Raw genomic sequence first — 25,154 nt, 5'->3', positions numbered from 1 at the left:
GTCATAAAAAGGTGTGAGGCAGGAAGATTCCTTGCACCTTTTGTATGTTTACCGGGCGCAGTTTGATTGAAGGAGCGTAAGTCATGGCCGAACAAAATATGGAGATGCTCGATCATTTAAGTGAATTGAGAAAACGCATTATTATTGTTCTCGGTTCTTTTATATTATTTTTTATTGTCAGCTTTATTTTTGTAAGAGATATCTATGAATGGCTGATTAAAGACCTGGATATGCAGCTTACAATTCTGGGGCCGATGGATATTATCTGGATATTCTTCAGTATTGCGGGATTAATTGCCTTTGCAGCGACGATTCCTATTCTCTTGTTTCAGATATGGCTTTTTGTAAAGCCGGCTCTGACAGTCAAGGAAACGAGGGTTACGCTGATGTATATACCGGCTTCCGTGATATTGTTCCTCGCCGGGCTGAGTTTTGGTTACTTTGTGGTTCTTCCTCTTGTGCTGAACTTTCTACTGACACTTGGAGACGGAATGTTTCAGACGATGTTTACCCCGGACAGGTATTTTCAGTTTGTCCTGAGGATGACGGTTCCTTTCAGTATCCTGTTTGAGCTTCCACTTGTCGTTATGTTCCTGACAAGCCTGGGGCTGATCACGCCTTACGGGCTGAGAAAAAACCGCAAGTACGCATTTTTTGCCATCGTTGTCATATCGGTATTAATTTCCCCGCCGGATTTTATCTCTGATATTCTGGTCATTATCCCTCTGGTGATTTTGTATGAAGTAAGCATTACACTATCCTCAATTATTTACAAAAGGAAGATCGCAGGCCAGAATAGTGAACAACTGTAAAAACATAAACAACCCCTTTGCATCGTGTAATGCAAAGGGGTTTGCTTTATTTCCATACATTATTTATCTGCCGTTTCCATTGGTTCCAGCTTTAAATACTTCTTTTCCGGGTTTTCAATCAATGTACGTATACCATCCACAACCCGTTGAATAGATTCGGGATCTTTGCAGTCGTAAGCTTCGATATCCAGGTGGAGTACCGGGCATACATCAAAATCACGAATCCACTCCTGGTAACGGGTGTAGAGGTCTTCCCAAAAAGAACGAGGGGTCTTTGTTTCCATCTCACGGCCCCGTCTTCCTACACGCTCGAGAATCTTATCAAGGGTTCCATCTATGTAAATTAACACGTCTGGTTTCGGAAAGTAGGGTGACATAACCATCGCTTCAAACAGAGATTGGTACGTTTCGTAGTCACGTTTGGTCATGTTATTGTTGTCGTACTGCATCTTTGCAAAAATGCCTACATCCTCATAGATACTTCGGTCCTGAACGTATCCGGTTCCGGTTTCATGCATTTGCTTTTGCTGTTTAAAACGCTCCGCTAAAAAGTATATCTGAAGGTGAAAGGACCATGTTTTAAAGTCGGCGTAATAATCTTCGAGATACGGGTTTCCGTCCACTTTTTCAAAGGATGATTTAAAGTTAAGTGCATGGGCAAGTGTATTTGTTAGGGTAGACTTCCCGACACCGACCGTTCCTGCCAGTGTTATGAGAGCATTTTCGGGTATTCCTGCGCGGTCAATATTCATAAATTCACTCCGTTCTTTTACTTCAGGGTGGCAGCCGTTTTCATAGCATCATCCACCTTTTGGACAATCGCTCTGTAGTCCTCGGGCCGATGAACGAAGTCCATCTCATCTCCCAAAATGGTGATAACCGGGATGTCCGGGTGTGTTTCTTTAAATGTTTGTATAAACATTTCGTAATCCCTGGACAACTGTTCAAGATACGAAGGGTCTATCTGTTTTTCAATCGAACGGCCGCGGCGGGCGATTCGCTTTAACAAGGTATCCAGACTTGCTTTCAGGTATATGATTACGTTTGGTTTAGGCAGATCAGCTGCGAGAAGGTGATAGATCTGATCGTATTTTCTGAAATGGTCATCTTTTAGTGTTTGTTTTGCGAAAATCCGGTTTTTAAAGATATGATAATCACTAACGACCGGCTGATTCTGATTTAACTGAATCTGCTGGATATCTTCAAGCTGCTTAAACCGGTTGCAGAGAAAAAACATCTCCGTCTGAAAACTCCACTCATTAATGTCTTCATAAAACTTGCCTAAAAACGGGTTTTCCTCGACAATTTCTTTCAGAAGAAAGTAACGGTAATCTTCAGATAGTTTTTCTGCAAGTGATGTCTTGCCTACACCAATCGGTCCTTCAACAGCTATAAATGGTACATGGTTCATTTTAGTCTTTGTCCTCCTTTCTTTTATTCTTTTCTCAGAGGCTCTGTTAAATGACAGTGCGCATCTATCAATGATAATAAAACCACGTTTATTCTAACACATTTCAGCAAAGTTCTTTACAGTTTCGACATATTTTTGTGTGGTTTGCTGTGAGTCTCTATACAGCAATAATTGGTTAATTAATGGTTTAATAGGTTGTGTGTATTATGTCCATTTGAATTGTCAGAATGAAGTGCATCAAGAGGACTTTCAGCAAACAGGGAACGGTTTTTCATATGTCCGGAGCAGGACTGGATTCCTGCCGGACGGGAAGTTGGAAATAAAAAAGACAGATACACAATGATTAGTGTAAAGAAGATTATCCGCTGTGACCTATAGTTGGCATCTGTTTTGCATTAATATCTTAGTTACAAGAAACCTTGTTTATGTAAACACTTTGCTTTTGTCATTATCGCAGCCTGGTTTCATGAGGATTGTTACCGGGTGAGACATGTTACCCCTGAAGCGGCTCCCGGACCGCTGCGGGAGAGTGCAGTGAGTATAAAATAACACTCCATTTCTATCAGAGTTTATAGAGTATGCTCCCAACAGCAACGGTTGTTTACAAAGCATATATAAAAAGAGGAGAGATACCATGGAAAATAAAAATAAGCGGAAATTTCAAATGCCGGATACGTTCGTCATAATATTCTTTGTTGTTCTCGCTGCTGCCCTGCTTACATATGTACTTCCTCAGGGACAGTTTGATACAGAAGAGGTAACGTTCACAACCGGTGATGGGGGAGAAGATACCCGGACTGTACTGGTCCCGGGGAGTTTTGAAACTGTCACTGATGAAGAAGGGGAGTCTGTACGTGATGGTGTAAACCTCTTCGAAGATGGCGGCGGGGCCGGGTTTTTAAACTACGTATTCGAAGGTCTCGTGTCTGGTGATAAATGGGGTTCTGCAGTCGGCGTAGTGGCTTTTATCATTATTATCGGCGGTGCTTTTGGAATCATTATGAAGACCCGTGCAATTGAAGAAGGGATCTTTTCTTTAATTAAACACACAAAAGGCCGTGAAAGCCTGATTATTCCAGTTATGTTTGTCATGTTCTCTCTCGGTGGGGCGGTATTTGGCATGGGTGAAGAAGCTATTGCTTTTGCCATGATCTTAATTCCTCTTGTTATCGCACTTGGGTATGATGCCATTACCGGCATTATGATTACATATGTAGCAACCCAGATCGGGTTCGCAACAAGCTGGATGAATCCATTTGGCGTAGCCATTGCACAGGGGGTAGCTGATGTTCCTGTATTGTCAGGTGCGCCGTTCCGAATAGCCATGTGGGCATTTTTTACGTTAGTGGGTGTGGCATATACATGGTATTACGCCGCGCGTATCAAAAAAGACCCGACCCGTTCTGTTTCCTACGAATCGGATGAGTATTTCCGTAAGGATGTTAAACAGGAAGACATTAAAAGCAGGTTCGGACTTGGACACAGTCTCGTTGTAGCCTCGATTGTAATTGGTATTGTATGGATTGTATGGGGAGTGGTTCAGCACGCATACTACATTCCGGAAATTGCGACGCAATTTTTCACAATAGGCCTGGTTGCCGGTATTATCGGTGTAATCTTTAAATTAAACAACATGACCATAAATGATATTGCCCAAGGATTCACACAGGGAGCCCGTGATCTGCTGCCTGCTGCACTTATTGTAGGTATGGCGAAGGGAATTGTCATTATTCTTGGGGGCGATGATCCAGGTGAACCATCGGTATTAAATACAATAATGAACGCTGCGGGAAGCTCGATTGAAGGTCTGCCTGTTGCTTTGTCTGCATGGTTTATGTTTTTGTTTCAATCCGTCTTTAATTTCTTTGTGGTGTCAGGTTCAGGACAGGCTGCTCTTACAATGCCTCTTCTTGCCCCTCTTTCCGATATAGCAGGAGTATCAAGACAGGTAGCGGTTCTTGCATACCAGCTTGGTGATGGATTTACAAACATGATTGTTCCGACCTCCGCTGCTCTTATGGGTGTACTTGGGGCAGCCAGACTTGACTGGGGGAAATGGTTTTTGTTCATCATAAAATTTCAGGTTTTAATCTTTATTCTTGGATCAGCTTTTGTTATTACTGCTACATTAATTGGCTTCAGCTAGTTGAAGTTACTACATTGACGAGAAAAGAGGTACATGTACATGGCGGTGTGGGAGGTATTGGGGAGTCAGGCTCACATGCAGAACAACGCCCAATGCCCCTTAACTCGTGTCTTAACAAGGAACGGGGCTTGTAGTATGATAGAAAGAGCATTTTAGTGAGAGGAAAAAGGGGTGCTCAAATGAGTAAAAAAGTTAAAATCGTTACTGATTCCACAAGTGACCTTCCAAAAGAAATGATGGACGAACTGGCAGTTACAGTTGTTCCGTTGTCTGTTACGGTCGATGGTGAGTCCTATATTGACGGTGTGGACATCACGCCGGATGAATTTTTGAATAAACTTGTTGCAAGTGAAAATATCCCGCAAAGCTCACAACCTTCCGCAGGTTCATTTGCTGAAGTCTATGACAGGCTCGGTGAAGATGGAAGTGATATTCTATCTATACATATGACATCAGGTATGAGCGGAACCTACAATTCCGCGCGGACGGCTTCAACGATGACTGACAGTGAGGTAACAGTTGTTGATTCGGGTTTTATTTCTCTTGCATTGTCATTTCAGGTAAGAGAAGCTGCGAAGATGGCTATGGAAGGAGCTTCCCTTGAACAAATAAAAGATAGAATCGAAAAGATAAAAAAAACGTCATCCTTATATATCATGGTAGATACTCTTGAATATCTATCGAAGGGTGGAAGGATCGGCAGAGGGAAGGCCCTTATGGGTTCACTCCTTAAAATTAAGCCTGTTGCCTCTCTTGCAGACGGTGTATATACTCCAGTTACAAAAGTGCGGACTCATGTGCAGATGATGAACTTTTTCAAAAAACAGTTTAAGGAAGAAACTGCGGGAAAAACAGTGAGAGGAATCGGGATTGCTCATGCTGATGCCCTTGAGCTGGCTGAAAAGGTTAAAAATAATATCATGGAGCTTACGGATTTTGAAGATTTCCAAATCCGTCCGACGACACCGATTATCAGTACCCACACAGGACCCGGTGCCATTGCCCTGATGTATTATACAGAACCTGAATAACTGTTAGGAATAATGTAAGGCTGGCTTATGAGGTCCTTTCCTCGTAAGACAGCCTTTTTTCCTGAACTGAGAACCCCGTAATAAACAACAGACTATTTTCAGTGGTGTTCAGTCGGGGCAGTTCTGCTGTTTAAGTATGAAAATATTTGTAGTAATCTGAGGAATTCGTTAAAATAGAATCAGTATAATTGTTGAACACCTTAGTATTAAGGAGGAAGGGACGTTGCATCAGGCAGATAATGTCGGTTTAGTTTTGGAAGGCGGCGGTATGCGCGGTATGTATACAGCTGGAATATTAGAATATTTCTTGAAAAAGGATTGGCATTTTCCTTATGTTATAGGTGTATCAGCAGGGGCATGCAATGCAGCATCCTATATCTCCAAACAATTAGGGCGGAATGAGAAAGTTACGATTGGCTACTGCACGCATCCTGACTACATCTCCTACAAAAGGTGGTTCTCCAAAGGGGAGCTTTTTAATATGGATCTGATCTTTGATCAAATACCCAACCAGGAAGTATTTTTTGATTTTGATGCATTTTTCGGTTCGGATCAAAAGTTTCTCGTTGGAACAACCGACTGTGCGACCGGTGAAACCATTTATTATGAAAAAAACGAAGTCGGGGATTCATTTCTTAACATATTAAGAGCATCAAGTTCACTCCCTTTTGTGGCCCCGGTTACCAGATATAAGGAACGTGTCCTTATGGATGGGGGGATCAGTGATCCCATTCCATTAAAGAGATCCATGAAAGACGGGAACGAAAAACACATTGTCGTTCTTACCCAGCGCGATGGTTATTTTAAAAAACCTCTTACGAGAGGGAAATGGGTATTCAAGAGGAAGTATAAAGGTCATCCCGGACTCATAAAAGCAGTAGAAGGCCGGTCGGTTGTATACAATGAAGCGATCGAGGAGGTCAGAAAGGCTGAGAAAGACGGGAGAGCGTTTGTATTCAGACCGGATGAGTTAATGGGTGTATCAAGGGTGGAAAAACGTGAAGAGCGCCTGCGGAGTCTCTATGAGCATGGCTACGAGCATGCAAAGAAAAGAGCAGATGAGCTCGAAGCTTTTCTTTCTTCTTAGACATTTTGGAGTAAAGAACCTGGTGGAAACCGGGTTCTTTCTACTTTTTAGCTTCAATTGCTATAAGAAATCAACTTATGAAAAAGAGGTACTTTATGATCAGATTCAGGGTCGTTTTTTTAAGCTTCCTTTTGTTTATTTTTTTAATTCTGAGTATCGTTTCGCGTTCAATAGTATACATTCTTTTTACTTCTCTATTGATTCTTTCGTTATTTATTGCTGCTGGTTTTCTGAAAAAAGGCACAGGAGCTAAAGAGAAGCGCTTTTCCCGGCAGGGGGTTCTGTATTATCTGTTCATAGCAGGTGGAATCCTGCTGTTTTCCTACGGATTTGCAGGAGCATTTTCAACGCAGTCCATGTTTCACTATCTTGGTACAGCACCTTCAGACGAAGTCGTAATCGCGGGATGTATGATTACGGGTTCATGCCTTTTTACGGCTGGGGTTACAGGGAAAATGGTGGACTTTTTACGATGAAAGAAGGGGTTCTCTTTGTAAAAGAATTTCGCTATACTTGTATTTAGTAAGTCGAAATAAATGATCAGAAGAAGGTGTTTACCATCCGTAGAGAAACAAGGAACTTAGTGATCATGTGGATTGCTAACTTCAGTGTAGCGGCAAGTGCCACGATGGTGTTACCGTTTCTCTCTCTTTATATAGAAACGTTTGGAAACTACTCCCCGGCTTATGTACAGCGGTGGTCGGGGTTCGTGTTTGGTATTACTTTTCTCATTGCCTTTCTCGTATCACCCTTGTGGGGCAGATTTGGCGACCGGTTCGGCAGGAAGAAGATTCTTCTAGTTACCGGTTATGGGATTGCGATTTCGATTTTCTTAATGGGATATGTTGATTCGGTTTTGGAATTATTTTTCTTGAGAATGCTTATGGGGATAGTGACTGGCTTCATTCCCACGTCGCTTGCTCTTATATCTTCACAGACAGATAAAAAAAATGCAGGAAAAGTTCTTGGGACCCTTCAGACAGGCACTGTAGGAGGCGGGCTGATCGGTCCTCTGATTGGCGGGGCACTGGCGGATGGGTTTGGTTTCACATATACCTTTATTATAACGGCAGTTGTCATTTCCACAGCTACAACATTTGTTGCTTTTTCCATTCAGGAAGTACGCAGTCCCGGGCCAAAAAACAAAATGAAGCACCAGAGCATGGGAGAGGTGTTCCGGTACATTTTCGGCAACCGGATGCTTTTTATGATTATGGTTGTTTCACTGATTGTTCAGACTGCCAACTTCAGTATCCAACCTCAGCTTGCCCTTTATGTAAGTTCACTCGTGACCGTGGAGAACATCGCTTTTCTGGCTGGTTTTGCCTTTTCAGTTACCGGCCTTGGAAACCTTGTTGCAACAAGGTCCTGGGGAAAGCTTGGAGATGAAATCGGTCATGAGAAAGTTCTGCTAATATGTATTGGCTTAGGAGCCTTGTTCTTTATTCCACAGGCATTTGTGACAAACATCTGGCAGCTGATTGTTCTCCGGTTTTTATTTGGAATCCAGATCGGCGGTATTATTCCGTGTGTTACAGCTTATATAAGAAGAGTAGTGCCACTTGAAGTTCAGGGGGAAGTGCTCGGATATAATCAGAGCTTTCGTTTTCTCGGTAATGTTACCGGGCCTGTTCTTGGAGGAATTATTGCAGGGTATTATACAATCTCATCTATTTTTTATTTTTCAACCACGCTATTTGTTCTGGCAGCAGCCGGTATATGGTGGGCTATGAGAAAGAACGTGCGGACAAAAGAAGCCGCCGCCACTCACAGATGATGTGAATCGCAGGACAAATGCCACCAGGGGTGCTAAAATAATCCTGTGTGTTATTTCAGGAAATAGGAGTGAGGATTTTGCTACTGACAAAAAAAGAGAAGCAACTTCTCATCCGCGTCTTAAAAAAAGAAAGAAACCGGGTTTTTGGGATGAAAGAAAACAAAAATGAAGTCCGGGATCTTCTTGAAAAACTTGAACAGAATACAAGAAATGAGAAAGTAAATAAAGTGAAACCGTCGAAACTGTGACGAATGTATGAAAATCAGGTGACAAAAAGGAGAGAACAGTCCTTTTTGTCACCTTTGTCTTTTTAAGCAGCTTTTTTCATTGTATACTACAATAGTTAACGAAGTATGGTTTGGTGGGGGAATAAAGTGAATAATAAAATCAGCCTGACATTGTTGACAGTACTATTACTGTTCCTTGCCGGTGCATGCGGTGTGGATGAATTCACAGAGGGCGAACAGTCTTCTCATAATGAAGAAGCAGTCGAAGAAAAAAACAAAGAAGAGGAAACCAATGGTCCATTATCGGAAATGCCGAAGGGCTCTCTTGAAGTATCCTTTCTGGATGTAGGACAGGGGGATGCCACTCTTTTTCAAACAGAAGAGGCAGTGATTCTTGTGGATGCCGGCCGTCATGACCAGGATGAAGTAGTGCACTATTTAAATGAAAGAGGCGTCACTCACATCGATTTGCTTGTGGGGACACATCCTCACGCAGATCATATCGGACAAATGCCGCAGGTGCTGGATGCTTTTGAAGTAAAAGAAGTCTGGATGTCCGGCTCGGAAGCGGGTTCTCAGACTTTTGAGCATACACTCGAAGCGATTCTTGCTTCCGAAGCAGATTATTACGAACCGAGGGCAGGAGAGTCTTTTACCGTCGGTGATTTATCTGTGGAAGTCATCCATCCTGAAGAATTAACAAACAATTTGAATGATGATTCGGTAAGTATGAACATTTCATTTGGAGAGGTTCGTTTTATACTTACAGGAGATGCAGAAAACCGGGCAGAACATGAAATGCTCAGACGCAATAACCATCTCAATGCAACCATTTTAAAAGCAGGCCATCATGGGTCTTCCACTTCAAATACTGCCCCTTTTATCGAAGCTGTTAATCCCGATGCCGCGATATATTCTGCAGGTGAGAATAATCAATATGGTCACCCTCACTCTGAAGTTATTGAATTGTTCCATCAAATGAACATTCCATTATTCGGAACTGCGGAGCACGGGACAGTTACAGTTAAAACGGATGGTGAAAGCTTCGAACTCCTTACGGAAAAATCAACGGATAACATAACTGAAAACCAACAGGAACGAGATGAGAGCGAAAATCATGAAGAGTGCATTGATATCAATGAAGCAGATCTTGAGGCGCTCATGACTATTATCCATATTGGAGAAGAACGGGGCAAAAGCCTGAAAGAGCTTCGTCCGTTCGAATCAGTAAAAGACTTGACCCGTATCAACGGAATTTCAGAAGGCAGGCTTAGTGAAATCAAAAGCCAGGGACTTGCCTGTGTGTCATCATATTGAATTGGAGAGATGAATTGTGTCAGTTTGGAATAAGATTAATGCCCATTATGTAAAGACCGTCATTATCGTAACGATCATTGTAAATGCTCTCGTAGTTGCCCTTTCTTTTCTCCCGGGTTATGACGGAGAACTTCCTTATGTTATCAGGCAGCTTCCTCTTTTAAATGCAACACTTAACAGCTTTACATTTATGTTTTTAATCGGTGCCCTGATTGCGATAAAAAAAGGGAATATTACAGTGCACAGAAGGTTTATTTACAGTGCTTTCACCACGACGTTCGTCTTCCTTCTGTCTTATGTGACATATCACTTTATGGCTCCTTCTACACCGTTTGGAGGAGAAGGTGCCATTGCAGCCTTTTATTACTTTATTTTAATTACCCACATCATTCTTGCAGCGGCCATTGTTCCTCTTGCACTGATGAGCTTCTTCAGTGGTTATAACGATCACAGGGACCGTCATCGCAAATGGGTTCGTTTCTCAATGCCGATGTGGCTTTATGTTAGCTTTACAGGTGTTTTGGTATATATATTAATATCTCCATACTATTGAGTCAGGGTTTTATAAAGTGCCTGTCGGATTTCTATATCCGGCGGGTTCTTTTTTAAAATCTGATAAACTTTGTGGTGATTCGGTTCATCACAGCAGTCACTGAAAAAGTCCATCTTCATAAAATAGCTCGTTTAAAGGAGATGGAGATTTTCGCTATCGGTTTCTCCCCGAAACTCGCTTTTCCCGAAGGAGTGCCGTACATTCGCTCCAATCAACTATTTCTTATGAGCTGCTTTCGTTAAGATTGTTATATTTTCTGGAAAAGGTAATGAAGCCTGAGACTCCTGTGGCCGCGGGAGCCAGGCAAGACCTCTCAGAGCTTTAGTTTGAGGAGGCTTGACGGCACCGTTAAGGAAAGCGAAGGTACGACGTAGGCTTCGTCTTTATTTTCTGTACTTTAAAAGAGAGAGGTGGCGAAACACGCACTCTGGTTCATAAATAAGCATCGAGATTCTCCGGCTCAATTGTTAAGCTTCAAAACGATGTTTCCCTGACTCGAATGGTATGGCACCTACCCAGAACTCGCTTTTCATGCAGGAGTGCGGCAGAGTGTTTATTAACAACCGCCTTTTTGTACTGAAAACTGTCTGGAATTGAATGAACTGCCGCGATGGGCGCATGCTAAGAAAGTGAAAAATTAACTGGAGGAACGAACATGAGACGAATCATAGGACTATCTGCTTTCTTTTCCATTGCCCTGCTGACTGTTCTTGGGGTTTGGTTTTTTTCTGACCATCAGCAAAAAGACCTTGCACAGGATAAGCAGGACGGACTGCAGGCACATATGGATCAAGTATTTGCTGATGATGTATCTTACACTGTAAGAATGTTTATGGACAAAATGGAAGACCAGCTTATCAGGTGGGCTGAAAGTGCAACTCAGGAAGATAATTTATCAAACCTTCAGGAAGAAATTCATGATCACCCTCACTTCCACGGTTTCGCAGTTGTTCATGATAACGGTGAAACAACCAAGGTCGGGAAGGTAACTGAGAATCCTGTGGAAAGGCTGACCAAGGAGAAAAAAGAAGGGGTATATATTTCCGAACCCTATGTTGAGAATGGAACACAGAAGCTTTTGATGGGTACGAAAGATGATCAAGCCTGGTGTATTGGAGAAATGGATTTATCCTTTGTAAGTTCATTTGTAAAAGACCTGGCTGTAATTACAGGGGAAAATGGCCAGTTTTTCCTCGGTGCAAGCAATATGGCTGTCGATTTTGATGCTCAGGAAGCAGAAGCTCCTTATGTAAAAACATCCATACCTGATCTGGACTGGGACGTGTTTGTTCACAGTGAGCCTACTAAAGAGCTGGATACGCCATTTAAACAAGGTGAAGTTGTTGTAAGGATCAAGGATGGAGCCGATGCAAAGGCGTTGGCTGAAGCTCACCAGGCTGCGCTTCTTCATAAAGAAGGCAACGACTGCTTATTCCGGGACAGCAGCCGTTCAACAGATCAGCTCGTTTCGGAATTTGCCGCAGACCCGGGTGTTATTTTTGCAGAACCGAACTATTCTGTTGAAAAGCAGACCTCATTCCATAAAAAGCGGTCTCATCCGGCTCTTGAAAACAAACCAAGTTTGTTCGAGCCGCAGCAGCAGGAGGGGAAAGCCCCGAATGACGAGCTTTATGATCCTTACCAATGGAACCTCGAGCAGATTACAATTGAGGAAGGATGGCAGATCACTTCAGGAAACGCAGAAATTCCTATTGCGATTATTGACAGTGGTGTAGATCCTGAACATGTTGACTTAGAGGATAAAATAACCGGTGGTTATAATGCTTTTGAAGATAATGGGAATTATTACGATGAACATGGTCACGGAACACACGTTGCAGGTGTAGCAGCTGCAATAACAAATAACGTGGAAGGAATTGCAGGAGTATCCTGGGAGAATCCGATCCTGGCTGTCAAGGCTCTCGATGCAAATGCGGAAGGGAATTCTTTTTCCATTGCAGAGGCAATCCGGTGGTCAGTTGATAACGGAGCGAGGGTCATTAATATGAGCCTGGGGGACAGTCATGACTCCGAGGTTATGAGAGACGCGGTCCGCTATGCTTATGAACAGGATGTTGTTCTAATAGCGGCTTCGGGTAATGAAGCAGTTGAGACACCGATGTATCCCGCTGCCTATCCTGAAGTTTTCACTGTAGCTGCTCTGGATCCTGAAGGACAGCGGGCTGCATTCTCAAACTTTGGAACCCATGTGGATGTATCAGCTCCAGGTGAACATATTCCAAGCACGTACATCGGTAACGAATATGTAGCGATGAGCGGAACCTCCATGGCGTCTCCCCACGTTGCAGGTCTTGCCGGCTTGATTTTAAGTATAAATCCTGGTTTGTCCAATGAGGAAGTGTATGATATTATGCGTAACTCTTGTGATGATATCGGGAACAGTGGTTTTGATGCCTATACCGGACACGGTGTCATTAATGTAACCCGTGCAATTAATATGGCAGGCGGAGAATAACAAGCAAGGGGCTGTTTCAAAAGACCGGTTGGTCTGAAACAGCCCCTTGCTTTAGTGATTATCTAATGTCTTAAACCGGGCAAACGGTTTTCCTGATAGGCGATTATGAGCTCGTCTAATTCAATCGAACAGGTCAGTGTTTCTTTAGCTCCGAAGCCATAGTGTTTCGCTTTTAACATAAGTTCAGCTCTCTTTTTCTCTATGCTTTGTTGTAACATCGCTAATCACTCTCCAAAAAGTAACATTAATATTTTTTCATTATCTACGATCTTTGTGTATATGAATAGTCTTTCGGCCAAAAAAGTCAAAACTTCCAAGAAATCGACACCATTAATAATTCATATCTTCTTCTTCTTTTGGATGTGGTGATCTTTTGTCCTGGATATACACCTGATAATGTAATTTTCTGTCATCCGCCCGGCCCTTTTCCGTCTTCTTTTGTTTCTTTTTATTTTTATCTTCCATAGCAGGCACCTCCGATGATGTTAGTTTGACCATCAGCTTCGATGTCATTCAAATACTATGTTGAAAATAACCGTGGGAAACTTTAGTAAAACGCTTTCTTTTTTGGGGGAAGTGTACTAGAATAAGGATGGATAATATATGCACAGACAAGGGAGAATCGGGTTGGCAGGTGAGTTGAGGCCAGGTCCGGATCCGGTCCATCAGAGTTGGACATTAACAAACTGACAGAAATACCGTTAAAACAATTGAACCTGTTTTAATTTTTTTATTTAAAATAGTGCAAACGGTTGCATCGAAAGGGGAATTATAAGATGAAACAGTATTTGAAACTGGACGATTGGTCCGTTATTGAAGAAGACTTTAACCCTGAACATCATGAAATTTCAGAAAGTGTGTTCAGTATCGGGAACGGACATATGGGGCAGCGGGCAAACTTTGAGGAGACCTATTCCGGTTCTTCGCTTCAGGGAAGCTATATGGCAGGTGTCTACTACCCGGATAAGACCCGGGTAGGCTGGTGGAAAAACGGTTACCCGGAATACTTCGCAAAAGTGCTTAACTCAACCAACTGGATCGGCCTGAAGGTTGTAATTGATAATGAGGAACTTGATTTGAATATTGCCAAGGTTTCTAACTTTGTTAGAGAGCTGAATATGAAGGAGGGGTACCTAAAACGATCCTTTACAGCGGAACTTTCAGGCGGGAAGAAAATTAAAGTGGCCACTTGCCGTTTTGTAAGTATGAAGGTTCGCGAAGCAGGGGCTCTTCGATATGCCATTACACCTCTTAACTTTGACGGAGAACTTACGCTTACGTCCTATCTTGACGGTGATGTGAAAAATACGGATGCGAACTATGACGAAAAGTTCTGGGATCCTGTTGACGAGACAGTCTCAAATGAGAGTGCGACGGTAATTATAAAAACAAAGAAGCTGAATTTCCATATGGCTTCCACGATGATCAATGAGTACTTTCAGAATGGACAGAAGGTAACACCCGAGGTAAAGGTCGCGAAAAGAGAAAAATACACTTCTCAGGAAGTTGTACTACCGTTAAAACAGAACGAAGAAACTTCGGTTGTAAAAGTTGCAGCCAATGTCACAAATCGTGACCATGATACCTCCTCCCTGGGAGAAGTCGCACAAAGAGTCTGCCGGTCAGCAATGGAAAAAGGGTTTGATCGTCTGTTAAGTGAGCAGAAAGAGGCATGGGCGAAAAAATGGGAAACGAGTGACATCGTCATTGAAGGAGACGTCAGTGCACAGCAGGGCATCCGGTTTAATATCTTTCAGTTGAATCAGACATACACCGGGGAGGATGACAGATTAAATATCGGTCCTAAAGGCTTTACCGGTGAAAAATACGGCGGAAGCACCTACTGGGATACAGAAGCGTATTGTCTTCCGTTCTACCTCAGTACATCTGATCAGAACATTGCACGTAACCTTCTTGTTTACCGTTATAAGCATCTGGAAAAGGCAAGAGAGAACGCCAGAAAGCTCGGTTTTACAAAAGGGGCTCTTTATCCGATGGTGACAATGAATGGGGAAGAGTGTCATAACGAATGGGAAATTACATTTGAGGAAATTCACCGTAACGGTGCAATTGCCTACGCAATCTATAACTATGTAAACTATACAGCAGACCGCGACTATCTGGGCGAATACGGAGTAGAAGTACTTGCTGAAATATCAAGATTCTGGGAAGAACGTGTTCATTTTGTGAATCACAAGGCCGTTTACATGATGCATGGTGTAACCGGACCTAACGAATATGAAAATAACGTGAATAATAACTGGTACACAAACAGAATTGCAGCCTGGACCATCGAGTACACGCTGGAGGCACTGGCCCACGTTAATGAAACAGACCCGAAGAGATACGAAGCTTTAATTAACAAGCTTGACCTGACGGAAGAAGAAACATCGAAGTGGTCTGATATTATTGATAAAATGTATTATCCTGTGGACGAAGAATCAGGGATTTTCCTTCAGCAGGACGGATACATGGACAAAGAACAAATACATGTCAGTGAACTTGATGAAAAGCATCTTCCACTGAATCAGAACTGGTCATGGGATAGAATTCTAAGATCCTGTTTTATTAAACAGGCAGATGTTTTACAGGGGCTTTATTTCCTGAATAGTGAGTTTGATATTGAAACGAAAAAACGCAACTTTGATTTTTATGAGCCTCGTACGGTTCACGAATCCTCATTGTCACCATGTGTGCACAGCATATTGGCATGCGAACTTGGATATAGGGAAAAAGCGTATGAAATGTACCTGAGAACAGCACGTCTTGATCTGGATAACTACAACAACGACACAGAAGACGGCTGTCATACAACGAGCATGGCGGGAACATGGATGAGTGTTGTTCACGGGTTTGGAGGTCTTAAAGTTCAATCAGACCGACTGGTGTTAAACCCGTTTATTCCGGGACAGTGGAACGCATTCTCGTTTAAAGTTCTTTATAGAAAAGCGAGACTGAATGTCCAGGTAACGAAAGAGCAGGTAGTTGTGAGAAACGAAACAGACGAGAAAGTTGATCTGACAATCGGGGAGGAACAATTTACTCTGGAGGGAAAAGAAGAGATTAGGACAGCAATGAAAAAATAAAAAAGAAGCTGTTCAGAGAGATATCCACCTCTTTGAACAGCTTTTTTAGGATTTGTTAAACCCAGCTGAATGAGCGAACCCCAATTATCACAGGAAGAAACATAATCTATGTTTCAGGATATACGGCTCATGTTCTTTGCGTTGTCAGAAAGGAACTGCGGCTTTTCAGCTCCCCGTTCTTCAAGTTCCCTAAGTAATAATCTGTAGGTATCAGGTGTAATGAACTCGCTGAGATAGCACCAGGTTAACAGGTCCATCAGGTCATCTGCCTGAACGGGAACCTCGTTGAAACGGACACGGTAAAAATCAATCAGCACTTGTAAAGTCATACAATCCCCTCCTCAATGTTTGCGCTTGTAGTTTACCATGAAAAGTGAAGAGAGGAATAAAATTGAAATTTTCAATCTTCAGACAAAAATCGCGAGAAACTGTAGTGTTTTGACGAAATTAGGCAGATGAGTCCGCCTGGGAAAATTTATAAGCCATTACAGCAAGGTGCAGGTTCAGACGGTCGCCTGCTGAATCAATATTCAGTCCGGTTTTTTTCTCGATCTGTGTCAGTCTGTACTTTAATGTATGGCGGTGGATGTAGAGCTTCGCAGCAGTCTGCTGAATATGACAGTTGTGCCCAAGATACGTTTCCAGTGTAAGGATCAGATCCGTCCGATGCCTGTCACCTTTGACAAGATCACCGAGATAATCACTGTAGAACTGCTCAAGTGGTACCCCGGATTCCTGCATCTGAATGAGGAGGTGGTAAAAGCCCAGGTCATCATAGTGAATAATATCCGTTTTGCTAAGAAGGAGGGAAGAGTAGGAAACGGCATATTCTGCTTCCCGGCCGCTGGTGGAAAGGTCCCCTATGCTCTGGTACGGCCTTCCGATGCCAATTGTTAACGGCTCACTGTAATGAAAACGCCAGTGTTTTAATATCCCCTCTGCGTATGTTCTAAGCTGCTGTTTATCTTCTGTTTTGGACGGTCCGTTTGTTTCAATCAAGGCAACGAGGGCATCTGTTTTCGGAAGCAGGATGCTCTGGCTCGTGCTTTTTGATAATTGCTGGGATGCGATATAGTGAAGTTGCTTACCAAAGTCCTGGTGCTTTTTGGTGAAGAGGCTCTGCATTTTGACTTTTGCATAGAGAACAGCCTGTTTTTTTGAAAGATCAAAACCGAGCTTGAATCCTCTGCGGAGAGCGGTGTTTTCATCAATGTCCTTTTTTTGCAGTACTTCTTCTACAAGCTCTCCCTGAAGCCGGACCTCTGTCTCCTCAATTGCATATTCCTTTACGAATTCAATACCAATCAAAGTAGCTACATGCTCAAGAATAACCTCGTCCATTTCTGAGGAATACGTTTTTTCGTTAATCATCAAAAGATACCCGTAAATAAACTCGCCTGTTTTAACAGGTGTTAAAAAGCATGGAAAACTGTGCCAGACATAGTGGTGAAACCTTTTTTCCTCTCTGCTCAGGACATCTACATAGTCTTTTAATGAAAAAGAATCGTTGTTCATGTAGATTCCGTTTTTCTCCACCTGCATTTGACCGTGTCTTTTTACATAAGCGTGGAGCTGGAACATATCATCAAATACAAACATACTCGAATGGGTAAGTTCACTGAGCTTTTTTAATATCTGATCAAGCCCGTCGTTACTAAGGGCGAGTTTTGTCATTTCTTTATGGATGGATAGGGAATCCTCCAGTATCCTGATCTGACGGTTCGCCATCTGTTCCAGAATCGCTTTTGTAACAGTTGAAAAGTTGATCGAAGGTGGTATTTCGATCAGTGGCAGGCCGGCATCATCTGCAGCATCAATCAGTTCATCCGGAATATGGGGAATGTAAAACCCTGTATAAAGAGCCATCCCGGCGAGCTTCTTTTCCTTTATCAAAGAAATGAGTCTCTCTTTATAAGGTGTATCCTCATTCAAACCAAACCCCGTAGTAACAAGAAATTCCCCCTCCTGAAAACGAGAGATATCTTCAATAATTTCAACAGTTGTGACCCACTTGATTGTGTGATCAGTACCTGATTCTCCGGCTCTGATAATCGTTTCATGCAGTGCCGGAAGTTTTAATGCTTCTTTTATTGTAAGCATGGTCACACCCCCTGAATATCATTTATACACCATGTATAAAAAGGAGCAGAAAAGATCCTCTGTAAAAGCGAATAGTCATATAAAGCCTTTTTGAATAAGATGAAATAAAGAAGCGCTTACTCTAAGTGTAGGTGTAATTATCTGATTTTTCAATCTTTAAAAAGCTGCATGCAAAGGAGGGAGTAATAGTGAAGGAAAGTTACTTAATCAAACCCTTATTAGACGAAAATTACCCTGTTGCGGCTTATGGTAAAGGTATTTATTTATATGATTCGGAAGGAAAGGAATACATTGATGGCTCATCCGGTGCTGTAACAGCAGGAATCGGTCACGGTGTTCTTGAAATCGCGGCTGTCATGAAAGAGCAGGCGGAAAAAGTCTCGTTTGTATACCGGTCGCAGTTTTCAAACGAGCCGGCAGAGAAGCTGGCAGTAAAATTGAAATCGTGGGCACCGGGAGACGTAAATTGGACTTTTTTTGTTAACAGCGGCTCTGAAGCAACGGAAACAGCTCTTAAAGTGGCCCTTCAGTACTGGCAGGAGAAGGGTAAGCCCACAAAGACTAAAGTTCTCTCACGCTGGATGAGTTATCACGGAATTACGCTTGGTGCATTATCCATGTCAGGCCACGTTGGCAGACGAGAGAGGTTCACGCCTCTGTTGGAAGACTTTCCTACGTTAAACCCACCTTATTGTTACAGATGTCCTTTTAACAGGACCTATCCGGAATGTGCCCTTCACTGTGCTAAGGAACTTGAAACCGCGATCAGAAGAATTGGTGCAGATCACATTGCTGCTTTTATCGCTGAGCCGATTATCGGCGCATCAGGGGCTGCAGTTGTCCCTCCTGATGGATATTATGAAACCATATCCGAGATATGTAAAAGAAACGATATTTTATTTATTGCAGATGAAGTGATGACCGGTATTGGGAGATGCGGAACCCGGTTTGCGATTGACCACTGGAATGTAACACCGGATATCATGGCTCTCGGTAAAGGCCTTGGAGCCGGATATGCACCTATTGCTGCTACAATGATCAGCGACCGTGTAATGGAGCCGATCTTTAAGGGGTCAAAGTTAATCATGAGCGGGCATACGTACAGTGCCAATCCTCAAAGTGCCGCTGTTGCCTTAACTGTACTCAACTATATCGAACGCCATAATCTTATTGAACAATCAAGAAATGTCGGAGCATACTTGAAAGATCAGCTAAAGGTCCTTCAGCAGAAATATCCAATGATCGGGGATGTAAGAGGAAGAGGGATGCTTACGGGCGTGGAATTTGTATCCAACATTTTTAACAAGCTTCCTTTTGCCTCGGAAATTCACGTCTCACGGACGATTATCGAGCGTGCGATGAAAAAGGGACTCATCGTCTATCCCGCTTCAGCTGGTGTGGACGGACTCGGAGGAGATGCTGTCATCATTGCTCCGCCGCTTGTAACGAAAAAAGAAGAAGCAGACAAAATTGTCCGCCTGTTCGATCAGACAGTAAAGGAAGTACAGGATGAACTGCAGGTTGGCGGTTTTTTCAGCTCAGTAGGGTAAGGAGGAACTTCGATGGATAAAGTCATGAAATCGATTAATAAAACGATGACAGTTGAAAAAGCCTTATCGTTCATGGAAGACGGGATGACGATTATGTTCGGAGGGTTCGGCGGTGTAGGAAATCCTCCTTCCCTTATCGACGGCATGCTGAAAAAAGGGTTAAAGAACCTTACACTGATCGGAAATGATGCCGGTTTTCCTGATATCGGAGTGGGGAGGCTTGTGAGCCAAGGGAGAGTAAAGAAGCTCATCGCCTCCCACATAGGCTCAAACCCGGTAGCAGGAAAGCTCATGACAGAAGGAGCCCTGGAAGTGGAATTCTCTCCCCAGGGTACTCTTGCAGAACGGATAAGAGCGGGGGGAGTAGGGCTCGGAGGAATATTGACCGATACAGGCGCAGGCAATCCGATTGTCGGAAAAGGTAAACAATCAGTAATAATACAAGGAAAATCGTACTTTGTTGAAACGGCACTCACTTCGGATATTTCCATCGTGAATGCAAAGAGCGCAGATAAGTATGGAAATCTTATTTATGATACGAGCGCCAGAAATACAAATCCTCTTGTAGCAATGGCAGGAAAAATGACATTTGCAGAAGCGGACAGCATTGTGGAAACAGGTGAGCTCGATCCTGAAGCAATTGTAACCCCTGGCGTCTTTATTGATGGAATTGTCCAATCAGAAGGAGTGAACTGGAAATGGGCCTGGGAAGAGAAGTAAGAGAAAAGATTGCAAGACGCGCAGCTCAGGAAATTATGCCGGGAATGGTCGTTAATCTCGGTATTGGGATACCTACTCTCGTAGCAGACTTTGTTCCGACGGAAGTGCCGGTTATGTTTCACGCAGAAAACGGGGTGCTCGGGACTGGTCCAAGCCCCGAAAAGGGAAATGAAAATGCTCTTTTGTGCAATGCAGGTGGATTTCCAATTACGGCAAGTAAAGGAGCTTCCTATTTCGACAGTGCCACAGCGTTTGCCATTATCAGGCGGGGAAAACTGGATATGACCATTATGGGTGCTTTGCAGGTAAGTGAACAGGGAGATCTGGCAAACTGGATCGTGCCGGGAAAACGGGTTCCCGGTATGGGAGGAGCAATCGAACTGGCTGAAAAAGCAAAACGAGTACTTATTCTCATGAACCATACAGACAAATACGGACAGCCTAAAATTCTCAGGGAATGCAGTCTTCCGTTAACTGCTTCGCTGTGTGTAAATCTGATCATTACCGAAATGGCGGTAATCGAAGTAACAAAAGAAGGACTCTTATTAAAAGAAGTATTCAGCCCGTATACAGTAGAAGAGGTCATAGCGTGCACCGAACCACAGTTGATCATAGATTTAGCCAGCTTGGATAAGGAGGAGCGTTATGGATCGTAAACAAGAAGAGGTCATTTCATGGATAAAAAAATCGGAAACAAAAGCGGTTGAGCTTTTGCAGCGCTTTATCCGTGAACCATCCACCCAGATGAATGAAGCAGGTATACAGAACCTGGTAGCAAGTAAACTTGATTCCATCGGATGTACTGTGGACATGTGGGAACCGGGCGGTGAAGAACTTACCAACCATAAAGCGTTCATATCCCCCCGGGGTAACTTTACAGGAAGCCCAAACGTTGTCGGCGTGAAGAAAGGAAAAGGAAAGGGAAAGTCTCTCGTGTTAAACGGACATGTCGACGTAGTCCCTGAAGGTGACCTGAAAGACTGGCATACCGATCCCTACAGTGGAGAATTTAGAGATGGGCGCATTTACGGCCGCGGTGCCACAGATATGAAAGGCGGAAATGTGGCTATGCTGCTTGCCATGGAAGGACTCCACGAATGCGGTGTTCAGCTGAAGGGTGATCTTATTTTTCAAAGTGTCATAGAAGAAGAGAGTGGAGGGGCCGGAACCCTTGCCGCTATTTTGAGAGGGTATACAGCTGATGCTGCAATCATTCCCGAGCCTACAAATATGAAGATATTTCCCAAACAGCAGGGCTCTATGTGGTTCAGGCTGTTCGTAAAAGGGAAGGCCGCACACGGAGGTACGAGGTACGAAGGTGTAAGTGCCATCGAGAAGGCCCAGTGCGTTCTCAATGAATTAAGAGAGCTTGAAGCCATCCGTAACAAAAGGATAAAGGATCCTCTTTATTCGCAAATTCCAATTCCAATACCGATAAATGTAGGTGTTATTGAAGGTGGTGACTGGCCCTCCTCGGTATCTGACTTAGTTAAAATTGAAGGCAGGTGTGGTATTTCGCCTGATGAAACAGTAGAGGAAGTACAGGAAGAATTCTGTAATCATTTAAATAGACTTGCAGAAAAGGATCCGTGGTTTATGGATTATCCCGTGGATATTGAATGGTTTGGTGCACGCTGGCTTCCGGGGGCAATACCTCAAGATCATCCACTCCTGTCCATTCTGACAAAGCAATATGAGCATATATGCCAACAGCCTCCCAAAGTTGAAGCTTCACCATGGGGAACAGATGGGGGGCTTCTTACAAATATCGGAAACACGCCATCGATTGTTTTCGGACCTGGAGTGACGCAGATGGCTCATTTTTCAAATGAATATATTGAGTTAAGCAGTGTGCTCGACTGTGCAGCGATTATTGCCCTAACCATCATGGATTGGTGCGACCAAGCAAAGGAGGATCAGAGTGATGAAAAAACAAGTGCAGGTTAAGTCGAATATTCCCGGCCCAAAAGGGGCTTCTCTTCTGCAAAGACGTGATCTTCATATACCGAAGGGACCGTTTAACACTGCTCCTACATTTGCAAAAAAAGGTGACGGAGCGATTCTTACTGATGTAGATGGAAACAGGTTTATAGATTTTGCCGGAGCAATAGGATCATTAAATGCAGGGCATTGCCCGAAGGAAGTTGTAGAGGCTGTTAAAGCCCAGCTTGATGCCTACATTCACCCGTGTTTCCACGTCATGATGTATGAACCATACGTTGAGCTTGCGGAAAAATTAAATGAAATAACCCCGGGGGATCATTATAAAAAGACGTTCTTTTTGAACAGCGGAGCGGAGGCTGTGGAAAACGCAGTCAAACTTGCCAGAAAATATACTGGTAGAAAAGCGGTCATTTCTTTTGAGAGGGGGTTTCACGGAAGAACGTATATGGCAATGAGCCTGACGAGTAAAGTGAAGCCGTATAAGTATGAATTCGGTCCTTTTGTAGGCGAAACATATAAGCTTCCTTACCCTTATTATTACAGAAAGCCGGAAGGAATGACTGACGAAGACGTTGACAGAGAGTGCTTAAGACGGATCGAAACGTTCTTTTTATCAGATGTGTCCCACGAAGAGACGGCCGCTGTTATTCTTGAACCCATTCAGGGTGAAGGCGGGTTTGTGGCCCCGAGCCGAAAATTTGTCAAAGGTGTGAAGGAGATCTGTGAAAAATATGGAATAGTGTTTATAGCGGATGAAGTTCAAACGGGATTTGGCAGAACCGGGGAACTGTTTGCATGTGATCATTATGATATCGTTCCGGATCTCATGACGATGTCTAAATCAATTGCAGCGGGCTTTCCAATCAGTGCTGTAACCGGCAGGGCGGAAATCATGGATTCTGCAGGGATCGGTGAAATTGGCGGGACTTACGGCGGGAGTCCTCTCGGTTGTGTAGCCGCACTTGAAGTCATCCGGTTAATGGAAAGAGACCAGCTTCCAAATCGCGCAAAAGAGATTGGTAAAACGGTAATGGGGTACTTTCAAAAATGGCATGAAAAGTATGAAGAGATTGGTGATGTGAGAGGCGTAGGTGCGATGAATGCCTTTGAAATTGTCACCGACAGAGAAACGAAGGAAGCGAACAAAGAGCTCACACAAAAAATGATTCAGTCCTGCATTCAAAAAGGACTGTTGATTATGGGGTCCGGTCTTTACGGTAATGTTATTCGGACTCTCTCGCCCCTTGTCATTTCCGAAGAAGAACTCCATGAAGGACTACTTATCCTAGAGGGCGTTTTAGAGGATATGTGTACGTATCGTCAGAAGGAGTGAATGGATATGAAGAAAAAGTTATTTATTGGTGGTGAATGGGTGGAGGGATCCTCTTATAAGGATCTTTTATCCCCTTATGACAGAGAAGTCGTGGCTCAGATTCCATCAGCTACAGAAGAGGAAACGGAACAGGCTGTAGTTTCAGCTTTTAAAGCCAGGAAGGAACTTGGTAAACTCCCGGCTCATCAAAGAGCTGAAATTTTAGACAATGTAAGCAGGTTATTAGAGGAGAGGCGTGAAGAAGCAGCCCGCCTTATCTCACAGGAAGCTGCTAAACCGATCCAGACAGCCAGAACGGAAGTGGCAAGAAGTATAATGACCTATAAGTTTGCAAGTGAAGAAGCGAGAAGAATAAAGAATGAAATGATTAATATGGATGCTGCCCCCGGCGGGGAAGGACGAATCGCCTATGCTGTCCGTGAACCTGCTGGCGTAGTGGCAGCCATAACGCCTTTTAATTTTCCGATGAACCTTGTAGCACATAAGCTTGGACCTGCAATTGCTGCAGGTAACCCGGTTATATTAAAACCTGCCTCACAGACACCGCTCAGTGCATATTTTATAGCTGAGATCTTCGAAAAAGCGGGACTTCCAAAAGGAGCGTTAAATGTTATTACCGGGAAGGGAAGCGTGGTCGGGGAAAAGCTCGTCACTGATGACCGGATAAGTGTAATCACATTTACAGGAAGTCCGGAAGTGGGTATTGCTCTGCGGAACAAAGCGGGTTTAAAGAAGATGACATTGGAGCTTGGTTCCAACAGTGCCGTTATTATTGATGAGGGCGTAAATGTAGAAAAGATTGCCGACCGGCTCGTGTTAGGTTCTTTTGCTTATCAGGGGCAGGTGTGTATCAGCCTTCAACGTATATTTGTTCACGAATCACTGAAGCAGGAAGTAATTGATGCCATGAAAAAACGCACCGACCGTCTTATCTTCGGGCATCCTCTTGATGAAGCCACCGATATCAGTGCACTTATATCAGAGGATGACTGCAGCCGCGTTTTAAGCTGGATTGATGAGGCAAAGGACCGTGGGGCAGAAGTGGTCTGCGGCGGGACACGTGAAGGCAATGGAGTACTGCCTACCATCCTGGCAGATGTTCCAACCGACAGTTCTGTTTCCTGTGAGGAAGTATTTGGTCCGGTTGTTCACATTAATTCCTTCTCAGACTGGGATCAGGCTATAATTGAAGTGAACAGCTCTGATTACGGACTGCAGGCTGGTGTATTTACGAATGATATGAAAAAAGCGTTCCAGGCAGCGGAGGACCTTGAGGTGGGAGGCGTTCTTATCAATGATATCCCTACATTTCGAGTTGACCATATGCCCTACGGCGGTGTGAAGAAGAGCGGCTTCGGACGTGAAGGAATTAAGTATGCCATTGAAGAAATGACGGAACTGAAGCTCGTATCGTTTAAAAAATAAGCTGTTTTCGGAAACATTGTTGTTTTGTCAATATTAATTATGGAGTGAAAGGCGGCGACTCCGGCGGGGCATCGGCTACGAGCATTACAGAATTAGCTGCGAGTTGCTTCGACGAATGTACATCGAAGACTAAGCTAGTAGAGGAAGAAGCAGAAGGCA

General features: G+C 43.5%; 23 protein-coding genes. 17 read left to right on the top strand and 6 right to left on the bottom strand.

What is annotated here, in order from left to right; translation table 11 throughout:
• The first annotated feature begins 83 nt into the window (after positions 1–83).
• Complete coding sequence (gene tatC, locus JSY36_RS02310; RefSeq protein ID WP_122896732.1) at positions 84–812, top strand: twin-arginine translocase subunit TatC; 729 nt, start codon at positions 84–86, stop codon at positions 810–812.
• 59 nt (positions 813–871) lie between these two features.
• Here tatC and JSY36_RS02305 read toward each other — a convergent pair whose 3' ends face one another.
• Together JSY36_RS02305 and JSY36_RS02300 are read right to left on the bottom strand one after the other, a co-directional pair.
• Positions 872–1,564: a deoxynucleoside kinase gene (locus JSY36_RS02305; protein WP_122896733.1), complete on the bottom strand. Its 693-nt coding sequence runs from the start codon at positions 1,562–1,564 to the stop codon at positions 872–874.
• Positions 1,565–1,581: 17 nt separating this feature from the next.
• On the bottom strand, positions 1,582–2,223 hold the full coding sequence (locus JSY36_RS02300) for a deoxynucleoside kinase (protein ID WP_122896734.1): 642 nt from the start codon (positions 2,221–2,223) through the stop codon (positions 1,582–1,584).
• A gap of 634 nt (positions 2,224–2,857) precedes the next feature.
• Here JSY36_RS02300 and yfcC point away from each other — a divergent pair.
• The 9 genes from yfcC (at position 2,858) to JSY36_RS02255 (ending at position 12,837) form a co-directional block, all read left to right on the top strand.
• Entirely contained in the window at positions 2,858–4,369 is a 1,512-nt protein-coding gene (gene yfcC / locus JSY36_RS02295; RefSeq protein ID WP_205165076.1) for a putative basic amino acid antiporter YfcC, read from the top strand.
• A gap of 179 nt (positions 4,370–4,548) precedes the next feature.
• A complete protein-coding gene (locus tag JSY36_RS02290; RefSeq protein ID WP_205165075.1) occupies positions 4,549–5,400 on the top strand; it encodes a DegV family protein in 852 nt (283 codons plus the stop codon).
• A 268-nt stretch (positions 5,401–5,668) separates the two neighbouring features.
• The gene (locus tag JSY36_RS02285; RefSeq protein ID WP_205165198.1) at positions 5,669–6,487 is read left to right on the top strand and encodes a patatin-like phospholipase family protein; all 819 of its coding nucleotides are present in this window, start codon (positions 5,669–5,671) and stop codon (positions 6,485–6,487) included.
• 95 nt (positions 6,488–6,582) lie between these two features.
• Positions 6,583–6,963, top strand: coding sequence for a hypothetical protein (locus JSY36_RS02280; RefSeq protein ID WP_122896737.1), 381 nt, complete (start codon positions 6,583–6,585; stop codon positions 6,961–6,963).
• 113 nt (positions 6,964–7,076) lie between these two features.
• The gene (locus JSY36_RS02275; protein ID WP_205165074.1) at positions 7,077–8,264 is read left to right on the top strand and encodes an MFS transporter; all 1,188 of its coding nucleotides are present in this window, start codon (positions 7,077–7,079) and stop codon (positions 8,262–8,264) included.
• A gap of 77 nt (positions 8,265–8,341) precedes the next feature.
• Entirely contained in the window at positions 8,342–8,512 is a 171-nt protein-coding gene (locus tag JSY36_RS02270) for a hypothetical protein (RefSeq protein WP_183163706.1), read from the top strand.
• Between the two features lie 126 nt (positions 8,513–8,638).
• Positions 8,639–9,808, top strand: a complete 1,170-nt coding sequence (locus tag JSY36_RS02265; protein ID WP_205165073.1) for an MBL fold metallo-hydrolase — start codon at positions 8,639–8,641, stop codon at positions 9,806–9,808.
• Between the two features lie 16 nt (positions 9,809–9,824).
• Positions 9,825–10,361 carry a DUF420 domain-containing protein gene (locus tag JSY36_RS02260; RefSeq protein ID WP_419466021.1) on the top strand — a complete coding sequence of 179 codons (537 nt, stop codon included), beginning with the start codon at positions 9,825–9,827 and terminating at the stop codon, positions 10,359–10,361.
• Positions 10,362–11,016: 655 nt separating this feature from the next.
• Positions 11,017–12,837, top strand: coding sequence for a S8 family peptidase (locus JSY36_RS02255; RefSeq protein WP_205165072.1), 1,821 nt, complete (start codon positions 11,017–11,019; stop codon positions 12,835–12,837).
• 62 nt (positions 12,838–12,899) lie between these two features.
• Here JSY36_RS02255 and JSY36_RS02250 read toward each other — a convergent pair whose 3' ends face one another.
• Together JSY36_RS02250 and JSY36_RS20585 are read right to left on the bottom strand one after the other, a co-directional pair.
• Complete coding sequence (locus JSY36_RS02250) at positions 12,900–13,055, bottom strand: aspartyl-phosphate phosphatase Spo0E family protein (RefSeq protein ID WP_205165071.1); 156 nt, start codon at positions 13,053–13,055, stop codon at positions 12,900–12,902.
• Between the two features lie 112 nt (positions 13,056–13,167).
• Positions 13,168–13,302: a hypothetical protein gene (locus JSY36_RS20585; protein ID WP_272873232.1), complete on the bottom strand. Its 135-nt coding sequence runs from the start codon at positions 13,300–13,302 to the stop codon at positions 13,168–13,170.
• Between the two features lie 311 nt (positions 13,303–13,613).
• On the opposite strand from JSY36_RS20585, the gene JSY36_RS02245 reads away from it, so the two are divergent.
• Entirely contained in the window at positions 13,614–15,923 is a 2,310-nt protein-coding gene (locus JSY36_RS02245) for a glycoside hydrolase family 65 protein (protein ID WP_205165070.1), read from the top strand.
• Positions 15,924–16,036: 113 nt separating this feature from the next.
• Here the strand turns inward: JSY36_RS02245 and yppF are convergent, their stop codons facing one another.
• Entirely contained in the window at positions 16,037–16,252 is a 216-nt protein-coding gene (yppF, locus tag JSY36_RS02240; protein WP_205165069.1) for a YppF family protein, read from the bottom strand.
• 118 nt (positions 16,253–16,370) lie between these two features.
• Positions 16,371–18,023 (bottom strand): PucR family transcriptional regulator, encoded by a 1,653-nt coding sequence (locus JSY36_RS02235; protein WP_205165068.1) that lies wholly within the window; start codon positions 18,021–18,023, stop codon positions 16,371–16,373.
• Positions 18,024–18,211: 188 nt separating this feature from the next.
• Here JSY36_RS02235 and JSY36_RS02230 point away from each other — a divergent pair, with 188 nt between their 5' ends.
• Genes JSY36_RS02230 through JSY36_RS02205 form a run of 6 tightly spaced genes read left to right on the top strand, consistent with a single transcriptional unit; the run spans position 18,212 to position 24,995 of the window.
• On the top strand, positions 18,212–19,573 hold the full coding sequence (locus JSY36_RS02230; RefSeq protein ID WP_122896746.1) for an aspartate aminotransferase family protein: 1,362 nt from the start codon (positions 18,212–18,214) through the stop codon (positions 19,571–19,573).
• A gap of 12 nt (positions 19,574–19,585) precedes the next feature.
• The gene (locus tag JSY36_RS02225; protein WP_205165067.1) at positions 19,586–20,293 is read left to right on the top strand and encodes a CoA transferase subunit A; all 708 of its coding nucleotides are present in this window, start codon (positions 19,586–19,588) and stop codon (positions 20,291–20,293) included.
• Positions 20,272–20,949, top strand: coding sequence for a 3-oxoacid CoA-transferase subunit B (locus tag JSY36_RS02220; protein ID WP_205165066.1), 678 nt, complete (start codon positions 20,272–20,274; stop codon positions 20,947–20,949). The genes JSY36_RS02225 and JSY36_RS02220 overlap by 22 nt, the downstream gene beginning before the upstream one ends.
• Positions 20,939–22,240, top strand: a complete 1,302-nt coding sequence (locus JSY36_RS02215; RefSeq protein WP_205165065.1) for a peptidase — start codon at positions 20,939–20,941, stop codon at positions 22,238–22,240. Before JSY36_RS02220 ends, JSY36_RS02215 begins: the two co-directional genes overlap by 11 nt.
• Complete coding sequence (gabT, locus tag JSY36_RS02210; protein ID WP_205165064.1) at positions 22,218–23,570, top strand: 4-aminobutyrate--2-oxoglutarate transaminase; 1,353 nt, start codon at positions 22,218–22,220, stop codon at positions 23,568–23,570. Before JSY36_RS02215 ends, gabT begins: the two co-directional genes overlap by 23 nt.
• Entirely contained in the window at positions 23,571–24,995 is a 1,425-nt protein-coding gene (locus JSY36_RS02205; protein ID WP_205165063.1) for an aldehyde dehydrogenase family protein, read from the top strand.
• Positions 24,996–25,154 lie beyond the last annotated feature (159 nt).

Origin of the sequence: Alteribacter salitolerans, from assembly GCF_016901055.1 — a bacterium.
GTDB classification, from domain to species: Bacteria; Bacillota; Bacilli; order Bacillales; family Salisediminibacteriaceae; genus Alteribacter; species Alteribacter keqinensis.
Note: the sequence above shows the minus strand (reverse complement) of the source record. Positions and strands in the feature narration are given on the sequence as shown.

Coding starts and splice junctions, on each gene's coding strand:
- tatC (WP_122896732.1), top strand. CDS start 84: ATGGCCGAACAAAATATGGAGATGCTCGATCATTTAAGTGAATTGAGA.
- JSY36_RS02305 (WP_122896733.1), bottom strand. CDS start 1,564: ATGAATATTGACCGCGCAGGAATACCCGAAAATGCTCTCATAACACTG.
- JSY36_RS02300 (WP_122896734.1), bottom strand. CDS start 2,223: ATGAACCATGTACCATTTATAGCTGTTGAAGGACCGATTGGTGTAGGC.
- yfcC (WP_205165076.1), top strand. CDS start 2,858: ATGGAAAATAAAAATAAGCGGAAATTTCAAATGCCGGATACGTTCGTC.
- JSY36_RS02290 (WP_205165075.1), top strand. CDS start 4,549: ATGAGTAAAAAAGTTAAAATCGTTACTGATTCCACAAGTGACCTTCCA.
- JSY36_RS02285 (WP_205165198.1), top strand. CDS start 5,669: ATGCGCGGTATGTATACAGCTGGAATATTAGAATATTTCTTGAAAAAG.
- JSY36_RS02280 (WP_122896737.1), top strand. CDS start 6,583: ATGATCAGATTCAGGGTCGTTTTTTTAAGCTTCCTTTTGTTTATTTTT.
- JSY36_RS02275 (WP_205165074.1), top strand. CDS start 7,077: ATGTGGATTGCTAACTTCAGTGTAGCGGCAAGTGCCACGATGGTGTTA.
- JSY36_RS02255 (WP_205165072.1), top strand. CDS start 11,017: ATGAGACGAATCATAGGACTATCTGCTTTCTTTTCCATTGCCCTGCTG.
- JSY36_RS02250 (WP_205165071.1), bottom strand. CDS start 13,055: ATGTTACAACAAAGCATAGAGAAAAAGAGAGCTGAACTTATGTTAAAA.
- JSY36_RS20585 (WP_272873232.1), bottom strand. CDS start 13,302: ATGGAAGATAAAAATAAAAAGAAACAAAAGAAGACGGAAAAGGGCCGG.
- JSY36_RS02245 (WP_205165070.1), top strand. CDS start 13,614: ATGAAACAGTATTTGAAACTGGACGATTGGTCCGTTATTGAAGAAGAC.
- yppF (WP_205165069.1), bottom strand. CDS start 16,252: ATGACTTTACAAGTGCTGATTGATTTTTACCGTGTCCGTTTCAACGAG.
- JSY36_RS02235 (WP_205165068.1), bottom strand. CDS start 18,023: ATGCTTACAATAAAAGAAGCATTAAAACTTCCGGCACTGCATGAAACG.
- JSY36_RS02225 (WP_205165067.1), top strand. CDS start 19,586: ATGGATAAAGTCATGAAATCGATTAATAAAACGATGACAGTTGAAAAA.
- JSY36_RS02220 (WP_205165066.1), top strand. CDS start 20,272: ATGGGCCTGGGAAGAGAAGTAAGAGAAAAGATTGCAAGACGCGCAGCT.
- JSY36_RS02215 (WP_205165065.1), top strand. CDS start 20,939: ATGGATCGTAAACAAGAAGAGGTCATTTCATGGATAAAAAAATCGGAA.
- gabT (WP_205165064.1), top strand. CDS start 22,218: ATGAAAAAACAAGTGCAGGTTAAGTCGAATATTCCCGGCCCAAAAGGG.
- JSY36_RS02205 (WP_205165063.1), top strand. CDS start 23,571: ATGGATATGAAGAAAAAGTTATTTATTGGTGGTGAATGGGTGGAGGGA.